A 16,130-nucleotide genomic window follows, 5' to 3' on the forward strand; every position below is an offset into this window, starting at 1 on the left:
CATGCGCGCCACCGTGATCCACGGCCCGAACGACATCCGGGTCGAGGAGGTGCCCGACGCCGCCGTCCGCACCCCCACCGACGCCGTCGTCCGCACCGTGCTGGCCTGCATCTGCGGCAGCGACCTGTGGGCGTACCGGGGGGTGGCGAAGCGGCAGCCGGGTCAGCGCATCGGGCACGAGTTCCTCGGCGTGGTCGAGGCAGTCGGTGCCGAGGTCGGCTCGGTGCGGGTCGGTGACCTCGTGGTGGCGCCGTTCGTCTGGTCCGACGGCACCTGCGACTTCTGCCGCGAAGGGCTGCACACCTCCTGCCCGGACGGCGGCTTCTGGGGCTCCGTCGGCTCGGACGGCGGCCAGGGCGAGGCCGTCCGGGTCCCGCACGCCGACGGCACCCTGGTGAAGCTGCCCAACGAGGCGGCCGGCGACCAGCGGCTGCTCACCGCGCTGCTGGCGCTCTCCGACGTGCTGGCCACCGGCCACCACGCGGCGCTCGCCGCCCGGGTCCGCCCGGGCGCCACCGTCGCCGTGGTCGGTGACGGCGCGGTCGGGCTCTGCGGCGTGCTCGCCGCGAAGCGGCTCGGCGCGGAGCGAGTCATCGCGCTGGGCCGGCACGCCGCCCGCACCGACATCGCCCGTTCCTTCGGGGCCACCGACGTGGTCGCCGAGCGCGGCGAGGCGGCGATCGCCGCGGTGCGGGAGCTGACCAGGGGGTACGGCGCGCACGCCGTGCTGGAGGCGGTCGGCACCGAGGATTCGATGCGGACCGCCATCTCCATTGCCCGCGACGGCGGGGCGGTCGGCTACGTCGGCGTACCGCACGGCGGCAGCGCCGGTGTGGACATCCAGCAGATGTTCGACCGCAACGTGGCCGTCGCCGGCGGCGTCGCGCCGGCCCGGGCGTACATCCCGGAGCTGCTGGCCGACGTGCTGAACGGCACCGTCGACCCGTCCCCGGTCTTCGACCGGTCGGTGACCCTCGACGGGGTGCCGGAGGGCTACCGGGCCATGGACGAGCGGACCGCGCTGAAGGTGCGCATCACGTTCTGAGCCACGGCGGCCGGGGTGGGGGTGTCGCCCCTGGTGAGCGGCGTGGTTCGTGCCGTACGGTGCTCGCCGTGACCGCGCACGATCATGTACCGCCCGGCCCGGTGGCCGTGCTCGCCAACCCGACCGCCGGCCGGGGACGGCACCGTGGCCTGCTGCCCCGGCTGCTGGAGGGGTTGGGCGGCGCCGGCCGGCCGGTGGAGCTGTTGTCGGCGCGTACCCCGGAGGAGGCGGAGGCGGCGTGCCACGCCGCGGTCGCGGGCGGCGCCGGCGCGCTGGTCGCCGTCGGCGGGGACGGCACCGTGCACCGGGCGTTGCAGGCCGTCGCCGGCACGGCGGTGCCGTTCGGCCCGGTGCCCGCCGGCACCGGCAACGACTTCGCCGTGGACACCGGCTTCCCGGCCGACCCCCTCGCCGCCGTGGCGGTGATCGCCGACGCGCTGCACGCCGGCCGCACCCACCCGGTCGACCTGGCCCGGCTCACCACCCCAAGCGGCGACGACCGCTGGTACGGCGCCGTCCTGGCCGCCGGCTTCGACGCGATCGTCAACGAGCGGGCCAACCGGATGCGCTGGCCGCGCGGCCCGCGCCGCTACGACCTGGCCATCCTCGTCGAGCTGGCCCGGCTGCGGCCGCGCCGCTACCGGCTGCGCCTCGACGGCGTGGCCCACGAGGTCGACGCCGTGCTGGTGGCGGTCGGCAACGCGGCCAGCTACGGCGGGGGCATGCGCATCTGCCCCGACGCCGACCCGCACGACGGCCTGCTGGACGTGGTGGTGGGCGGCCGCTTCGACCGGCGCACCCTCATGCGGGTCAAGCCCCGCATCTACCAGGGCACCCACGTCACGCACCCGCTGGTGCGCAGCTACCGGGCCCGGACCGTCGAGCTGGACGCCGAGGGCATCACCACGTACGTCGACGGGGAGCGGGCGTTCGACCTTCCCGTGCGGGTCAGCGCGGTGCCGGCGGCGGTGCGGCTGCTGCGCTGACCAGCGCGCCGCCCTCGGCGCCCGGCCCGGCGGGCGGCGGCGCGGCGGCCGGGGTGCCGGCCCGTACCGCGCCGATGCTCGCGGCGATCACCAGGGCGATGGCGAGCACCTCCACGGGGTGCAGCGCCTGGCCGAGCACCAGCCATCCCGCCAGCGCGGCGATGGCCGGCCCGAGGCTCATGAGCACGGCGAAGGTCGCCGTGGGCAGCCGCCGCAGCGCCAGCAGCTCCAGGGTGTACGGCAGCACCGAGGCGAGCAGGGCCAGCCCGGTGCCGAGCCCCAGCACCGCCGGGTGCCACAGCCGGCCGCCCGAGCCCACCAACCCGACGGGCAGGGTGATGAGCGCGGCCACCGCGAGCGCCAGGGCCAGCCCGTCGGCCCGCGGGAACCGCCCGCCGACCCGGGCCGAGCAGACGATGTACGCGGCCCACAGCGCGCCCGCGGCCAGCGCCAGCGCGGCGCCGACCGGGTCCAGCCGGTCGAACCCGCCCTGGCCGAGCAGGGCCACGCCGGCCAGCGCCAGCCCGGCCCAGCACCAGGCGGCCAGCCGCCGGGCGGTGACCACGGACAGCGCCAGCGGCCCGAGCACCTCCAGGGTCACGGCGGGCCCCAGCGGGATCCGCTCGATCGCCTGGTAGAAGATCGAGTTCATGCCCGCCAGGGCCAGCCCGAAGGCGACCACGGCCGCCCAGTCGCCCCGGCCGTGCCCGCGCAGCCGGGGGCGGCACACGGCCAGCATGAGCAGCGCGCCGATCGTCAGCCGCAGGGTGACCGCGCCGGCCACCCCGGTACGCGGGAACAGCAGCGCGGCCACCGCCGAGCCGAACTGCACCGAGAGCGCCCCGCCGAGCACCAGCCCGACCGCGCCGAGCCGGCCGCCGGAGAGCCGTCCGGTGACCCGGGGACGAAAGGAGCGGTCGGGCGTCATGCCGTTACGCTAGCGCCGCTGGCCAGCCGCGATGCGCCCGGGCCGCCCGGCGTCCAGGCCCCCGGGCCGCCCGGTGCCGTCAGTTCCGCAGCGCCAGGTCCAGCACGGCGCCCAGCCCGTTCGGCCGGCCCGGGTCCGCGCAGGGCAGCACCAGCACGGCGCAGCCCGCGGCCACCGCACCCGCGTCGGCGCGGGTGTCACCCACCATGAGCGTGCGCTCCGGGTCCACCCCGAGCATGCCGCACGCCCGCAGGAAGATCCCCGGGTCCGGCTTGCAGCGCCCCACCTCGTACGACAGGGCCCAGGCGTCGATGAGTTCGTCCAGCTTCCAGGCGGCGAACAACGGCCGCAGGTCGAAGCCGATGTTGCTGACCACCGCCACCTTCACCCCGGCCTCCCGGAGCGCGCCGAGCACCGGCTCGGTGTCCGGGTACGGCACCCAGCCCTCGGGAACCAGCACCCGCTCGTAGAGCGCGTCGGCGAACCCGTCGATGCCGGCATCCACCGTCTCGGCCAGCCCGGTGTAGGCGCCCCGGTGGGCGTGCGGGTAGAGATCCCGGTCGGACCACAGCTCGGCCAGCCGGGGCGGCACCCGGGCCGGCAGCGGCCCGCCCGCCCGGCCGGCCGTGAGCAGCCGGTCGGCCAGCGCCGTGGCGCGCACCCGGTCCAGCTCGACCCCGCAGGCCGCCGCGGCGGCGAGCACCCACTCGCGGGGCTCCTCCACCTGCGCGAGGGTGCCGTGGAAGTCGAAGAGCACCGCCTCCACGGGCCGACGGGACGGGCTCGGGCGGACGGCGTCGTCGGCGCCGCGCGAGACTCGGGGCGGTTGGGCATGATCCGGCACGTCGTGCACCCTACCGACCCGCTCCGACCCACCTGCCGGACGGCCTTGGCCGGTGGTCGTCGTGCGCACCGATTAATCTTGGGGACATGTCGAGCCCCGCCGAGCGGTACGCCGCGGCGCGCCGCCGGGCCGCGCAGGCCTCCGCCTTCCCGGCCCTGGACGAATTCGCCCGCGACCTGGGGTTCGACCTCGACGACTTCCAGCGGGAGGCGTGCGAGTCCCTGGAACGGGGAAGCGGTGTGCTGGTCTGCGCCCCCACCGGCGCCGGCAAGACCGTGGTGGGCGAGTTCGCCGTACACCTGGCGCTGCGCGGCACGCCCGGGAAGCCGGCGGCCGCCGACGGGGGCGGCGGGCCGACCACCCGGCGCAAGTGCTTCTACACCACGCCCATCAAGGCGCTGTCCAACCAGAAGTACCACGACCTGGTCGACCGCTACGGCGCCGAGCAGGTCGGCCTGCTCACCGGCGACAACGCGATCAACGGCGACGCGCCCGTGGTGGTGATGACCACCGAGGTGCTGCGCAACATGCTCTACGCCGGGTCGGCCACCCTCGAGGGCCTGGCCTACGTGGTGATGGACGAGGTGCACTACCTCGCCGACCGGTTCCGCGGCGGCGTGTGGGAAGAGGTGATCATCCACCTGCCCGCGTCGGTCACCCTCGTCTCGCTCTCCGCCACCGTCTCCAACGCCGAGGAGTTCGCCGACTGGCTGGTCACGGTCCGCGGGGAGACCGCCGTGGTGGTCAGCGAGCACCGCCCGGTGCCGCTCTGGCAGCACATGCTCGTCGGCAAGCGGATGTTCGACCTGTTCCACGACGCCGACGCGGCCCGCAAGCACGACGTCCACCCCGAGCTGCTGCGCTACACCCGCGACACGGTGCGCCGGCTGGAGCTGGGGGAGGGGCGCAGCGCCGGTCCCGGCGCCGGCCGGCGGGGGCCGCGCTGGCGGGGCCCGATGCGCCCCGACATCGTCGAGCGGCTGGACCGGGAGAACCTGCTCCCGGCGATCCTGTTCATCTTCAGCCGGGCCGGCTGCCAGGCGGCCGTCCAGCAGTGCCTGGCCGCCGGGCTGCGGCTCACCTCGCCCGAGGAGCGCGCCGAGATCCGCGAGGTGGTCGAGGCGCGGATCACCGCCATCCCGGGCGAGGACCTGACCGTGCTGGGCTACTGGGAGTGGCTCGACGGGCTAGAGCGCGGGCTCGCCGCCCACCACGCTGGCATGCTGCCCGCGTTCAAGGAGGTCGTCGAGGAGCTGTTCGTCCGCGGCCTGGTGAAGGCGGTCTTCGCCACCGAGACGCTCGCGCTGGGCATCAACATGCCGGCCCGCTGCGTGGTGCTGGAGCGGCTCGTCAAGTTCAACGGCGAGGCGCACGTCGACCTCACCCCGGGGGAGTACACCCAGCTCACCGGGCGGGCCGGCCGGCGCGGCATCGACGTCGAGGGGCACGCCGTGGTGGTCTGGTCGCCGGAGACCGACCCGCGGCACGTCGCCGGCCTCGCCTCGACCCGCACCTACCCGCTTCGGTCCAGCTTCCGCCCCTCCTACAACATGGCCGTCAACCTGGTCGGCACGGTCGGCGCGGAGCCGGCGCGCGCCCTGCTGGAGTCCTCCTTCGCGCAGTTCCAGGCCGACCGGTCGGTGGTCGGGCTGGCCCGGCAGGTGCAGCGCAACACCGAGACCATCGAGGCGTACGGCGCCGAGGCCGCCTGCCACCAGGGTGACTTCGACGAGTACTTCGCCCTGCGGGTGGCCATCGCCGACCGGGAGCGCGCCATCGCGCGCCAGGGCCAGACCCAGCGCAAGGCGGCGGCCGTGGCCTCGCTGGAGCGGCTGCGGGTGGGCGACGTCATCCGGGTGCCGTCGGGCCGGCGGGCCGGCCTGGCGGTGGTGCTCGACCCGGCCACCGGCGGCTTCGGCGAGCCCCGCCCGCTGGTTCTCACGCAGGACCGGTGGGCCGGGCGGGTCAGCCCCGGCGACTTCACCACCCCGGCCGAGGTGCTCGCCCGGATCCGGGTGCCCAAGCACTTCAACCACCGCTCGCCGGCGGCCCGGCGCGACCTGGCCGCCGAGGTCAGCGGCACCGGCCTCGACCGGCACGGCGGCCGCCGGGGTGGCCGCTCCCGGCAGGCGGTCGGTGAGGACCACCGGCTCAGCCAGCTTCGCACCGAGCTGCGCCGGCACCCCTGCCACGCCTGCCCCGACCGGGAGGAGCACGCCCGCTGGGCCGAGCGGCGGCGCCGCCTGGAACGCGACACCGAGGAGCTGCGCCAGCGGGTGGCCGGGCGGACCGGCTCGCTGGCCCGCACCTTCGACCGGATCGTCGCGCTGCTGACCGCGCGCGGCTACCTGTCCGCCGACGGCGAGGTCACCGACGCGGGCCGGATGCTGGGCCGGATCTGGACCGAGGCCGACCTGCTCGTCGCCGAGTGCCTGCGCCGCAAGGTGTGGGACGGGCTCTCCCCGGCCGAGCTGGCCGCCGCCGTCTCGGTGGTGGTCTTCGAGGCCCGCCGGGACGTCGACGAGCGGGCGTCGCTGCCGCGCGGCGCGGTCGCCGACGCCGTCGACGAGACGCTGAAGCTGTGGGGCGACATCGAGGCGGACGAGGCCTCCCGCGGCCTGACGGTCACCCGCGAGCCCGACCTCGGCTTCGCCTGGCCGATCTACCGCTGGGCCCGCGGTGAGGCCCTCGCCAAGGTGCTGGCCAGCGGGCACCAGTTCGACGGCGAGATGCCGGCCGGTGACTTCGTCCGCTGGGCCCGCCAGGTGGTCGACCTGCTCGGCCAGCTCGCCGACTCCGGCGGCGCCTCCACCGAGCTGCGTGCCACCGCCCGGCAGGCGATCGCCGAGGTCAACCGCGGGGTGCTGGCCTACCACGCCGCCGCCTGATCGGTTCCGGTCAGCGTGGCCGGAGAATCGACGCACGCTCCGTCACTGTGACACCACCGCCCGACACGACCGGGGGGTGGTGTCACACGCGTTCGGCGGAACCCCGATGATTGCCGAGGCGCAAGTGTTACGCGCCGGTAGCCCAACTGGGGGGAGGCCGTCATGGCAGAGATCAATCACTTCGAGTACGGGTGGATCACCCCCACGCTCAGTTACGCGCTCTCCGTGCTCGGCTCGGTGATCGGGCTGGTCTGCGCCGGGCGGATCCGGACCGCCACCGGCGCCGGCCAGCGCGCCTGGTGGGGGCTGCTGGCCGCCTGGTCGCTGGGCGGTACGGCGATCTGGGCCATGCACTTCATGGCCATGCTCGGCTTCGCCGTCGAGGGCACCCGGATCCGGTACGACGTCCCGCTGACCGCCGCCAGCACGGCGATCGCCGTGGCCGCCGTCGGCATCGGCCTGGCCATCGTGGGCACCGGCCGGCTGTCGGCGGTCCGGCTCATCGCCGGCGGCCTGTTCACCGGCGCCGGTGTGGCCGCCATGCACTACACGGGGATGGCCGCCATGCGGCTGGACGGCACCCTCGGCTACGACCGGGCCCGGGTGGGGCTCTCCGTGGCCATCGCCGTCGTGGCGGCCACGGTGGCGCTCTGGCTCTCGATGACCGTGCGCCGGGGCCTGGCCATCGCCGTCTCCGCCCTGGTCATGGGCATCGCCGTCAACGGCATGCACTTCACCGGGATGAGCGCCCTGTCGGTGCACCCGCACGAGCGGCGCGGCGAGCTGACCGGCACCGAGGTGGGCAGCCTGCTCGTGCCGATCATCCTGGCCGTGGTCTTCGGCGTCGTCGGGCTGGTCTACGCGCTGCTCGCGGCGCCGACCGACGACGACCGGGCCGGTGCCGCGTACCTGGCGGCACGGCAGGACGGGGCGGTGCCGGGCGCCGCGGGGGAGCCGGCGCCGGACCCGGTGGGCCTGCGGGCCCGGTCGACGCTGGGCCAGCCGGGCACGCCGTTCCCGTCCCGCCGGGACACCGGGCGACGCTGATCGCCTTCGGTCGTCAGGGACAGGGCAGGGCGAGCGCGTCCACGAGGCGACGGCACGAGCCGGCCAGGTTCCAGCGCTCGGCCAGCTCCAGCAGCCGGTCGGGATCCGCCGGTGCCGTGGGCAGCGCGGTGGGCAGCTCCGGCAGCGGCACGTCGAGGGCGACCCGGACCACCTTGGGCGCGACGGCCAGGTAGTCCCGGGCGGCGTTGAGCTTGGTGCGCAGCCCCGGGGCGAATCCCGAGCCCGGGTCGTCCAGCGCGGCGAGGATGCCGGGCAGGCCGTCGTAGCGCTCGATGAGGCGGGCCGCCGTCTTCTCGCCCACCCCCGGCACGCCGGGCAGGCCGTCGCTCGGGTCGCCGCGCAGCGCCGCGAAGTCGGCGTAGCGGTCGGCGGGCACGCCGTAGCGGGCGCGGACCGCGGCGTCGTCGCAGTCGTCGAGCTTGGCCACGCCCCGGCCGACGTAGAGCAGGCGCACCTGACGCGCGTCGTCGACGAGCTGGAACAGGTCGCGGTCGCCGGACACCACCTCGGCCGGGCCGGGCTGGGTCACCGAGAGGGTCCCGAGCACGTCGTCGGCCTCGTAACCGGTGGCGCCGACCGCGGTGATGCCGAGCGCGTCGAGGACCTCGAGGATCATCGGCACCTGCGGGGAGAGGGTGTCCGGCACGACCTCGCCGCCCTGCGGCGCGACCCGGTGCGCCTTGTACGACGGCAGCAGCTCCACCCGCCACGCCGGCCGCCAGTCGTGGTCGAGCGCGCAGACCATCCGGTCGGGCCGCCGGGTGCGCACGAGCTGGGCCAGCATGTCGAGGAAGCCACGGACGGCGTTGACCGGCTGGCCGTCGGCCGTCTTCGCCGCCGACTCGGGGATGCCGAAGTAGGCGCGGAAGTAGAGGCTCGGGGAGTCGATCAGCAGGATCGGGGGTCGGTTCGCCACGCCGACAGCCTGGCACAGCCCACCGACGAGGTGGGGGACGAACTGATCCGGCTCACGGATACCGGCGTAGGCCGGCCACGCGCGCAATCCGCCAGATGAGTGCGGCGCGATCGGTCGCGACGCGCACCGCTTGGTCCGGATCTTGCGGGAGGTGTAGAAGCACCAGCCTACTGACGAGGTCGACAACTGGGCTCGCCGTGCTCACCTTCGGCTCAGGCACCACTACACCGAGGTACGGCCGCTGGAGTGTGCGAGGCGCGATGAGGGAGAGCATTCGACGCAGGTGCTGCCGCTGCGCGACAATCGCGACCGGCGCGTCATCGCCGAAGTGACCCTCCAACTCTGATCGCAGGAAGTTGGTCACCGTGTCGATCGAGTGCCGCTCGACCCGTACGGCAGCCGCAGGAATGCCCATCCGTAGCAGCTCGCGCCGCATCAGATCGGCCTCTGGAATCCCTATGAACGACTCGCCCGGGCAGTCGGGTGGCGACCAGCGGCGCCCTGCGGTGTCCACCGGCGACTTGTAGCCCGAGCAGACAATCCGCCCGCCCCTGCTCGCGATCACCCGGTGAAGCTGCCCCGCGGTTCGTACCCGGTCGATGCCGTCCGGGGTGAGGCCGCTACCAGACTCCGCGCGGCCCCGACCTGGTACGAGAAGGTGACTGACGTCCTCGAGGGTGAGACCGGGCGTGCCGGCGAGGATGTGGAACTTCATACTCATGGATTCCATACCATCGACCCGTGGATCACCAGGCCTGTGGCTCGACCGCAGCCAGCCGTTTGCGCAGCCGTTGGTGTCGGAACTCGAAGTAGTTTCCCTGCTTCCGGAGAATGCCACCTTGATGACAGGCGCGAAGGAACGTGACAAGCCGCCACGGCAGCCGGTCCCAGCAGGCTAGCCAGAGGTGTGCCGTCTTGTAGCGCACCCAGACGTTCCAGTACAACATCGCGACTAACCCACCGGCCGGAGCGGCCAGCAGCCCCCACGCGGCTTCTCCCGGCAACAGGACGGCGTAGTACATCAGATAGCCTGCACCGAGCGTGCCGGTCGCAAGAACAAGCATCCCTATCCCCGAGCGCCGGTCGCCATGGATGGCCTCCAGCGGGTCTGTCGCTCGCGCGCCGGTGCCAGAGTCCAACCGGGAATTGGCGCGAAGCAAGCGGGCGGCGACTAGTGCGCCGAGAAAGCCGACCAGGGGTGCGACCACGGTAGCCAGAATCATTCCGACCCAGAAGTCGACCGGGCCCAGGCTGAACCGCCAGGCCGGCTGGGTGGCGGTGGTGGAAACTGCCAACAGGCATCCGCCGTACGACAAAACGACGAACGGGAGTGCCGCAAGCAGCCGGGTGGCGTGATGCCGCAGGTCACCGTCCTTCTGAATCTTCGGCAGAACCGCCGGCCGGGCTCCGCGTGCCAGGCGTTCGCGCTGGTCGGCGTCGAGCTCGAAGCCTGGTCGGATCACATCGTCGCTGTCCATCGTCCGTCCGGTAGCGTAGCCACGCGCGAAACCGAAACCAAAGAAGAGTCCGGCCCACAGGAGGAAGAACGCCGGTCCTACCACCTCCGGGATGACGTGACCTGCAGCGCCGATCAGTGCGCCGGTAGCCGTCGCGGGGAGCAGCCCCAGCCGGTTCAGCGGGGCGTAGCGCCGGATCTCCCAGAAGGCGATGACGCCGCGGCTCCCCGCGCGTCGACTGAGGTGATGCAGCCAGCGCTCAGCGTCTGATACGGCGAACGCGCTCGCAGGTGATCCCGAGCTGCGCCGGCTAATGGCAGTTCTCGGAAACACTGAGCGGACCAGGCCACCGAGCAGATGCTCCTCGATTGCCTCGCTGGTGCCTAGATCGGCGCGCAACAACTCGATCGGGCTTGGGTGCGGCGCGCGGTTGCGCTCTGCCTCGGACGGATCGTAGATGCTCTTGGCGAGCCAGCTCATGAGCGGTGATGAGAGTGCGACGCTCACGGGGGAATCCGCGTCCGAGGTGACCCGCCGCACGACGTCCTCCCATTGTGCGCGCTCCGACGACTGCACGTCGTCCAGCAGATATCGGCCCACTTCGTCGGGTTCGACTGGTGCCAACGTGACGACTTCGGCGTGGCGCAGGGCGGCGCGCGGTGTCACGCCGCCGTCAACAGGGATGCTGGTGAGGACGACCGCCCTGCCGCGCCAGAACACATCAATTTCCCGGGCTGCCGCCGCCCGACTGCTTTCCTCGATTTCATCGAACCCGTCGAAGATCGGGATGACTACGGCTCCCTCGATCGCGTCCCGCGCCGCCTCCAGCCGGGGACCATCCCGGACGCCGTAGTCCTGGCGGATGACATCGATCATCCAGTCCATTAGCGGAGTGCGCTCGGCGCACCAGCCGGCCAGCGGGAAGATGACCGGCAGCTTCCTGCTCTCCGCGGCAAGCAGTACCGCCAGTCGTGTGGACAGGGTGGTCTTTCCAGACTGGGACCGGCCGAGGATGAGCAGGCCGTTGCCGCTCGCGACGAAACGGACGAGCGCCGTCTCGTCTGCGAGGTCCGGCTGCCGGGCCCCATCCCGTCGTGGTTCCTGCAGCCATGGCACCGTGAGGAGCCCTCGGTTCGTCAAGGCATTGGACTGGACGGCGATCGCGCTGCCTATCTTCGTCCGCAGTCGATCGAAGGTAGGATCCGGTGAACGGACGTTAACAGCGCCGACCTCGCCGACGATGTTGATCTGCTGCGCTTGGTCAGCGGCATGGGCATCGATGTGCCGGCCTTCGGTCGGTGTCACGGCGCTTCGTGCCTTCTACAGCGTAATCGATCCTATGCTGCCGCCCGCGATATTCACCTGTTTCGCGTTGTCCCGGGCGACAGCGATGACCCCGGCCAGCCGCTGGTCCAGTTCGACGTCTGCGAGCAGCGCCTGCGCCGCGCTACGGAACTCCGCGTCCGCCGCGGCGGCCGATGCGACCTCGGTGGCGACGCGATCCATTGCGTCCCGGTCGTCGCCGATCCGGTCCAGAGCCCGCGCCGTCTGCGGAGACACCCGCGAGCGAACGAGCGTACCCAGCCGCTGGACAGCTTGCCACGCCGCCGAACCGGCCTGCGTTCCGAACTCCTCGGTTGCCTTGGCGCCGAGTAGGGCAGCCACCGCGAGACCGATAGTGAATGGCTCCACCTGGCACTCCTTCGTGGACATCCCGAGATGTGCAACGGAAAGCTATCGCACCTTCGCGTTACGTATGCATAGCCCCTTCGACTAAGGCTCGAAGCCCCTCGGAGGTCGAGGGATCGGCCAGGCGGGTAGTTCTGCGTGCCCGCCCTCTTGATTCAACGCACGATGCAGACTGGCGGGGTGACGTTCGTACCCGGGCTGACCCTGGCGCGCCGGTTCCATGACGAGGTGGTCGCCCCGCTGCTGGGCCGCCGGCTGCCCGGCCTGCGCTACGCGGCCGGGCTGCTCGACGGCGGCTCGGAGCTGCTCGGCCTGGACACGCCCCGGTCGACCGACCACGACTGGGGGCCCCGCACCCAGCTCTTCGTGGCCACGGCGGCCGACGTGGCGCCCGTGCGGGCGGTCCTCGACGCCGAGCTGCCGGCCGAGTTCCTCGGCTGGCCGACCCGGTTCACCGGCGGCCCGACCGTCCGGCTCGGCGTGGCCCGGGCCGACGGGGAGCGGCACGGGGTGAGCGTCGACGAGCTGGGGGCGTGGTTGCGCGACCGGCTCGGCGGGGACCCGCAGGCCGGGATGACGGTGGCGGACTGGCTGGCCGCGCCCACTCAGCGGCTCGCCGAGCTGACCGGCGGGGCGGTGTTCCACGACGGGCTCGACGGCGCGCTCACGGCCGTCCGGGCCCGGCTGGCCTGGTATCCGGACGACGTCTGGCGGCACGTGCTGGCGGCCGGGTGGCAGCGGGTCGGCCAGGCCGAGCACCTGGCCGGCCGCTGCGCCGAGGTCGGCGACGAGCTGGGCAGCCGGGTGGTGACCGCCGGCCTGGCCCGCGACCTGATGCGCCTGGGCCTGCTGCTGCACCGCCGCTGGCCCCCGTACGCGAAATGGCTCGGCACGGTCTTCGCCGCGCTGCCGGAGTCGGCGCCGCTGGTGGACGCCCTGGCCACGGCCCTCGGGCCGGACGGGTGGCCCCGGCGGCAGGCCGGGCTGGTCCGGGCGTTGGAGACGGTCGCGGGCTGGACCAACGACACCGGCCTGGCCGCACCGGTCGACCCGGCCGCGCGACCGTTCCACGACCGGCCTTTTCTGGTCCTGCACGCCGAGCGGTTCACCGCCGCGCTGCGGGCTGCGATCACCGACCCGGCCCTACGCGACCGTCCACCGGTGGGCGGGGTGGACCAGTACCTCGACAACGTCGACGTGCTCACCCACCCGGACCGGGCCCGGCGGGTCGCCGCAGCCGTCCTCGCCGACTGAGCGCCGACGGCCCGGCCGGCGAGGAACCGCCCCGGATCAGCGGGCGGCGACGGTCTCCGGGGCGGCCGGCTCGTCGATTTCCAGGTCGGTCAGGTCGCGCAGGCGGCGTACCGGGGACAGGAGCAGCGCCAGCGGAGCCAGCACGGTGGCCGCGGCGAAGCAGAACAGGGTGACCCGGGCGCCGGCGAGTCCGGCGAGCGCCCCGGCGAGCAGCCCGCCCACCGGGATGGCGCCCCAGGAGACGAAGCGCACGGTGGCCATCACCCGGGACAGCAGCTCGGGTGGGCTGGCGATCTGCCGGTAGGTGCGGGTGGTCACGCTGAGCACCACCACGCCGCCCGCGAAGGCCACGTTGCCGGCCGCGAACGCCAGGTACGCGGGCCAGCCGGCGCCCACCGGCACCAGGAACGCGCCGCCGACCGCCACCACGCAGGCGACCAGCAGCGACCGGGCGGTACCCCAGCGTGCGGTGATCCACGGGGTCAGGGTCGCGCCGACCAGCGAGCCGACCCCCTCGACGGCGAGCAGGACACCGACCAGCGCGGCCGGTGCGTGCAGCTCCCGGACCAGGTAGAGCGGGTAGACGGCGAGCTGCGCCCCGCAGACGAAGTTGACCGCCGTGGCCGTCCACATGGTCGGTCCCATCACCGGGTGGCGGGTGACGTACCGCCAGCCTTCGCCGATCATGGCGCGGACCGGGGGCCACCGGTCCGGGGCGTCGACCCGGCGCGCGGGCAGCGATCCCAGCAGCGCGGCGGAGACCAGGTAGCTGGCCGCGTCGACCAGCACGGCCGGCACCGCGCCGAGGGCCTGCACCGCCACGCCGCCCAGGGAGGGGCCGCTGAGCTGGGTCGCCGCGTGGGTGGCCGAGGTGAGGCTGTTGCGGGCGTGCAGCTGGTCGCGGCCCACGATGGCCGGCAGGAAGGTGGCGTTGGCGACGTCGAACAGCACGTTGGCGAAGCTGACCACCAGCGCCACGACGACCAGTTGCGCGACCGTGAGCCGCCCCCACCACCAGGCCAGCGGCACCGAGGCCACCGCGGCGGCCCGGGCCAGGTCGGCGCCGACCTGGGCGCCGCGCAGCGGCAGCCGCTGGACGATCACGCCGGCGGGCAGCCCGATCACCAGCCAGGCCACGTAGCTGGCGGCGGCCACCAGGCCCATCTCGAACGCGGACGCGTCCAGCACGGTCAGCGCGGTGAGCGGCAACGCGACCGCACCGACCGCCGACCCCACCGAGCTGGTGGTGCCGGCGGTCCACCAGCGCCAGAACACCCCGGCCCCCTGCCCGACGGACATGCCGCCAACCCCCGATCCGAGCCAGTGAGTCCCAATCTGAAACGGACTATAGTCGAGGCCTCGGACCGAGCGGGAGGTGGGATGTGAGACGGGCGGACCTCGGCGACGCCGACTGCGGCATCGCGCAGGCGCTCGGCGTCCTGGGCGACTGGTGGACCGTGCTGATCGTGCGCGAGATCGCCGGCGGCGTCACCCGGTTCGACGGGCTCCAGCGCGAGCTGGGCGTCAGCCGGCGGGCGCTCACCGAGCGGCTGGGCGGGCTGGTCGCGCACGGCGTGCTGCGCCGCGAGCCCTACTCGGCGCACCCGCCGCGCCACGACTACCTGCTCACGCCCAAGGGGGAGGCCCTGCTGCCGGTGCTGGTGGCCCTCCAGGACTGGGGCACCCGGCACGTGATGGGCGACGGCGCGCTGACCGCGACCGCCGACGCGGACTCGGCCGAGGCGCGCCGGGCGCACCGGCTGGTCGGGCGCCGCGTACCCCAGATGAGCCTGCTCCGGCACGACGGCGGCGCGGAGCCGCCGGGGGTGCCCGGGCGGTGGACCGTGCTCTACCTCTTCCCGGGGGCCTTCGCGCCGGGCACGCCGGCCCTGCCGCCCGGCTGGGGCGAGATCCCCGGCGCGGCGGGGTGCACGCTGGAGTCCCGCACGTACGCCGATCGGCACCCGCTGTTCCAGGCCGCCGGGGTGGCGGTGCGGGGCGTCAGCACCCAGCGCCCGGACCAGCTCGCCGCCTTCGCGGCGCACGCGCGGCTGCCGTACCCGCTGCTGTCCGACGAGGACGGCCGGCTCGCCGCCGGCCTGCTGCTGCCCACCTTCCGGGCCGGTGGCGTGGCCCGGTTCAAGCGGCTCACGCTGCTGCTGGACCCGGAGGCGGTGGTGCGGGCGGTGCAGTTCCCGGTCACCGATCCGGCCGGCTCGGTCGACGAGATGCTCGCCGAGGCGCGCCGCCGCACCGCCGCCGACGCGGCCGCGGGGTCCCGCCGGTCCTGATCCTGGCCGGCGGCCGTTTCACCGGGCCCGGCGGGACGACGTCCAGCCCTGCCGGTGCAGCCGTTCGATGCCGTCCAGCAGCAGGTCCAGCGCGAACTCGAACTCGAACTGGTCGTCACAGCCGGGCCCGACGACCGACTCGTCGTCGTGGGAGGCCGCCAGGGCGATCTCCGCGACGTGCGGGAACGCGGCCGCGACCTCCGGTGGGAGGTCCGCCGCCGGCGGTTCCGGGTCGGGCGTGCCGGACCGGCCGGCGCGCCGGGAGGCGTCGAACAACTCCTGGCTGAAGCCCAGGATCCGGCTGCCCATCGCGTGCATCACGTGGTGCGCGAGGTCCACGGAGAACCCGCCGGCCCGGAACGTCCCGATCATCGAGTCGAGGTAGCCCAGGATGGCCGGCGTGGCCGTGTTGCGGGATTCGATGGCGAGCGGCGCCCAGGGGTGGCGCAGCAGCATCTCCCGGGCCGAGAGGATGCGCCGGCGGACGGCGTGCTTCCAGTCGCCGGACACCGGCGGGTCGATCTCGCCGACGACCACGTCGATCATGCCGGCGAGCAGTTCGTCCTTGTTGGCCACGTGCTTGTAGAGGGCCATGGGGACGACGCCCAGGTCCTGGGCGAGGTTGCGCATGCTGAGGGACTCGATCCCGGCCTCGTCGGCGAGCGCGACGGCGGCGCGCAGGACCCGGTCCCTGCTCAGTGGCGTCCGGCGCAGCGTCTCAGCCTGCTCAGGCATCTCGCTCCTCGTCTTCCGGCGGCGGTTGA

At 74.0% G+C, this 16,130-nt stretch carries 14 protein-coding genes; 6 read left to right on the forward strand and 8 right to left on the reverse strand.

Features of this window, described 5'->3' with window-relative positions:
• Position 1: 1 nt before the first annotated feature.
• Entirely contained in the window at positions 2-1,045 is a 1,044-nt protein-coding gene (locus tag GCE86_RS07090; protein WP_154226188.1) for a zinc-dependent alcohol dehydrogenase family protein, read from the forward strand.
• A 59-nt stretch (positions 1,046-1,104) separates the two neighbouring features.
• Positions 1,105-2,031: a diacylglycerol kinase family protein gene (locus GCE86_RS07095; RefSeq protein ID WP_154226189.1), complete on the forward strand. Its 927-nt coding sequence runs from the start codon at positions 1,105-1,107 to the stop codon at positions 2,029-2,031.
• On the opposite strand, the gene GCE86_RS07100 is transcribed toward GCE86_RS07095, so the two are convergent.
• On the reverse strand, positions 1,994-2,959 hold the full coding sequence (locus tag GCE86_RS07100; RefSeq protein WP_154226190.1) for an EamA family transporter: 966 nt from the start codon (positions 2,957-2,959) through the stop codon (positions 1,994-1,996). The genes GCE86_RS07095 and GCE86_RS07100 overlap by 38 nt on opposite strands.
• Positions 2,960-3,038: 79 nt before the next feature.
• A complete protein-coding gene (locus tag GCE86_RS07105) occupies positions 3,039-3,803 on the reverse strand; it encodes an HAD family hydrolase (RefSeq protein WP_154226191.1) in 765 nt (254 codons plus the stop codon).
• Between the two features lie 86 nt (positions 3,804-3,889).
• Between GCE86_RS07105 and GCE86_RS07110 the strand changes: the two genes are divergently transcribed.
• Positions 3,890-6,691, forward strand: coding sequence for a DEAD/DEAH box helicase (locus GCE86_RS07110; protein ID WP_154226192.1), 2,802 nt, complete (start codon positions 3,890-3,892; stop codon positions 6,689-6,691).
• 162 nt (positions 6,692-6,853) lie between these two features.
• Positions 6,854-7,738: an MHYT domain-containing protein gene (locus tag GCE86_RS07115; protein ID WP_154226193.1), complete on the forward strand. Its 885-nt coding sequence runs from the start codon at positions 6,854-6,856 to the stop codon at positions 7,736-7,738.
• 13 nt (positions 7,739-7,751) lie between these two features.
• Here the strand turns inward: GCE86_RS07115 and GCE86_RS07120 are convergent, their stop codons facing one another.
• Genes GCE86_RS07120 through GCE86_RS07135 form a run of 4 tightly spaced genes read right to left on the reverse strand, consistent with a single transcriptional unit; the run spans position 7,752 to position 11,824 of the window.
• Positions 7,752-8,675, reverse strand: coding sequence for a 5'-3' exonuclease (locus GCE86_RS07120; protein ID WP_154226194.1), 924 nt, complete (start codon positions 8,673-8,675; stop codon positions 7,752-7,754).
• A gap of 52 nt (positions 8,676-8,727) precedes the next feature.
• Entirely contained in the window at positions 8,728-9,390 is a 663-nt protein-coding gene (locus GCE86_RS07125) for a YdcF family protein (protein ID WP_163636868.1), read from the reverse strand.
• Between the two features lie 31 nt (positions 9,391-9,421).
• Positions 9,422-11,437, reverse strand: coding sequence for a hypothetical protein (locus GCE86_RS07130; RefSeq protein WP_154226196.1), 2,016 nt, complete (start codon positions 11,435-11,437; stop codon positions 9,422-9,424).
• A gap of 15 nt (positions 11,438-11,452) precedes the next feature.
• Positions 11,453-11,824, reverse strand: a complete 372-nt coding sequence (locus GCE86_RS07135; RefSeq protein ID WP_154226197.1) for a hypothetical protein — start codon at positions 11,822-11,824, stop codon at positions 11,453-11,455.
• A 177-nt stretch (positions 11,825-12,001) separates the two neighbouring features.
• Between GCE86_RS07135 and GCE86_RS07140 the strand changes: the two genes are divergently transcribed.
• On the forward strand, positions 12,002-13,075 hold the full coding sequence (locus tag GCE86_RS07140; protein WP_154226198.1) for a DUF4037 domain-containing protein: 1,074 nt from the start codon (positions 12,002-12,004) through the stop codon (positions 13,073-13,075).
• 36 nt (positions 13,076-13,111) lie between these two features.
• On the opposite strand, the gene GCE86_RS07145 is transcribed toward GCE86_RS07140, so the two are convergent.
• Positions 13,112-14,374 (reverse strand): MFS transporter, encoded by a 1,263-nt coding sequence (locus GCE86_RS07145; RefSeq protein WP_154226199.1) that lies wholly within the window; start codon positions 14,372-14,374, stop codon positions 13,112-13,114.
• Positions 14,375-14,457: 83 nt separating this feature from the next.
• Here GCE86_RS07145 and GCE86_RS07150 point away from each other — a divergent pair, with 83 nt between their 5' ends.
• Entirely contained in the window at positions 14,458-15,366 is a 909-nt protein-coding gene (locus GCE86_RS07150) for a winged helix-turn-helix transcriptional regulator (protein WP_154226200.1), read from the forward strand.
• Between the two features lie 18 nt (positions 15,367-15,384).
• Here the strand turns inward: GCE86_RS07150 and GCE86_RS07155 are convergent, their stop codons facing one another.
• On the reverse strand, positions 15,385-16,101 hold the full coding sequence (locus tag GCE86_RS07155; RefSeq protein ID WP_154226201.1) for a TetR/AcrR family transcriptional regulator: 717 nt from the start codon (positions 16,099-16,101) through the stop codon (positions 15,385-15,387).
• Between the last annotated feature and the right edge of the window lie 29 nt (positions 16,102-16,130).

The organism is Micromonospora terminaliae (genome assembly GCF_009671205.1).
GTDB classification, from domain to species: domain Bacteria; phylum Actinomycetota; class Actinomycetes; order Mycobacteriales; family Micromonosporaceae; genus Micromonospora; species Micromonospora terminaliae.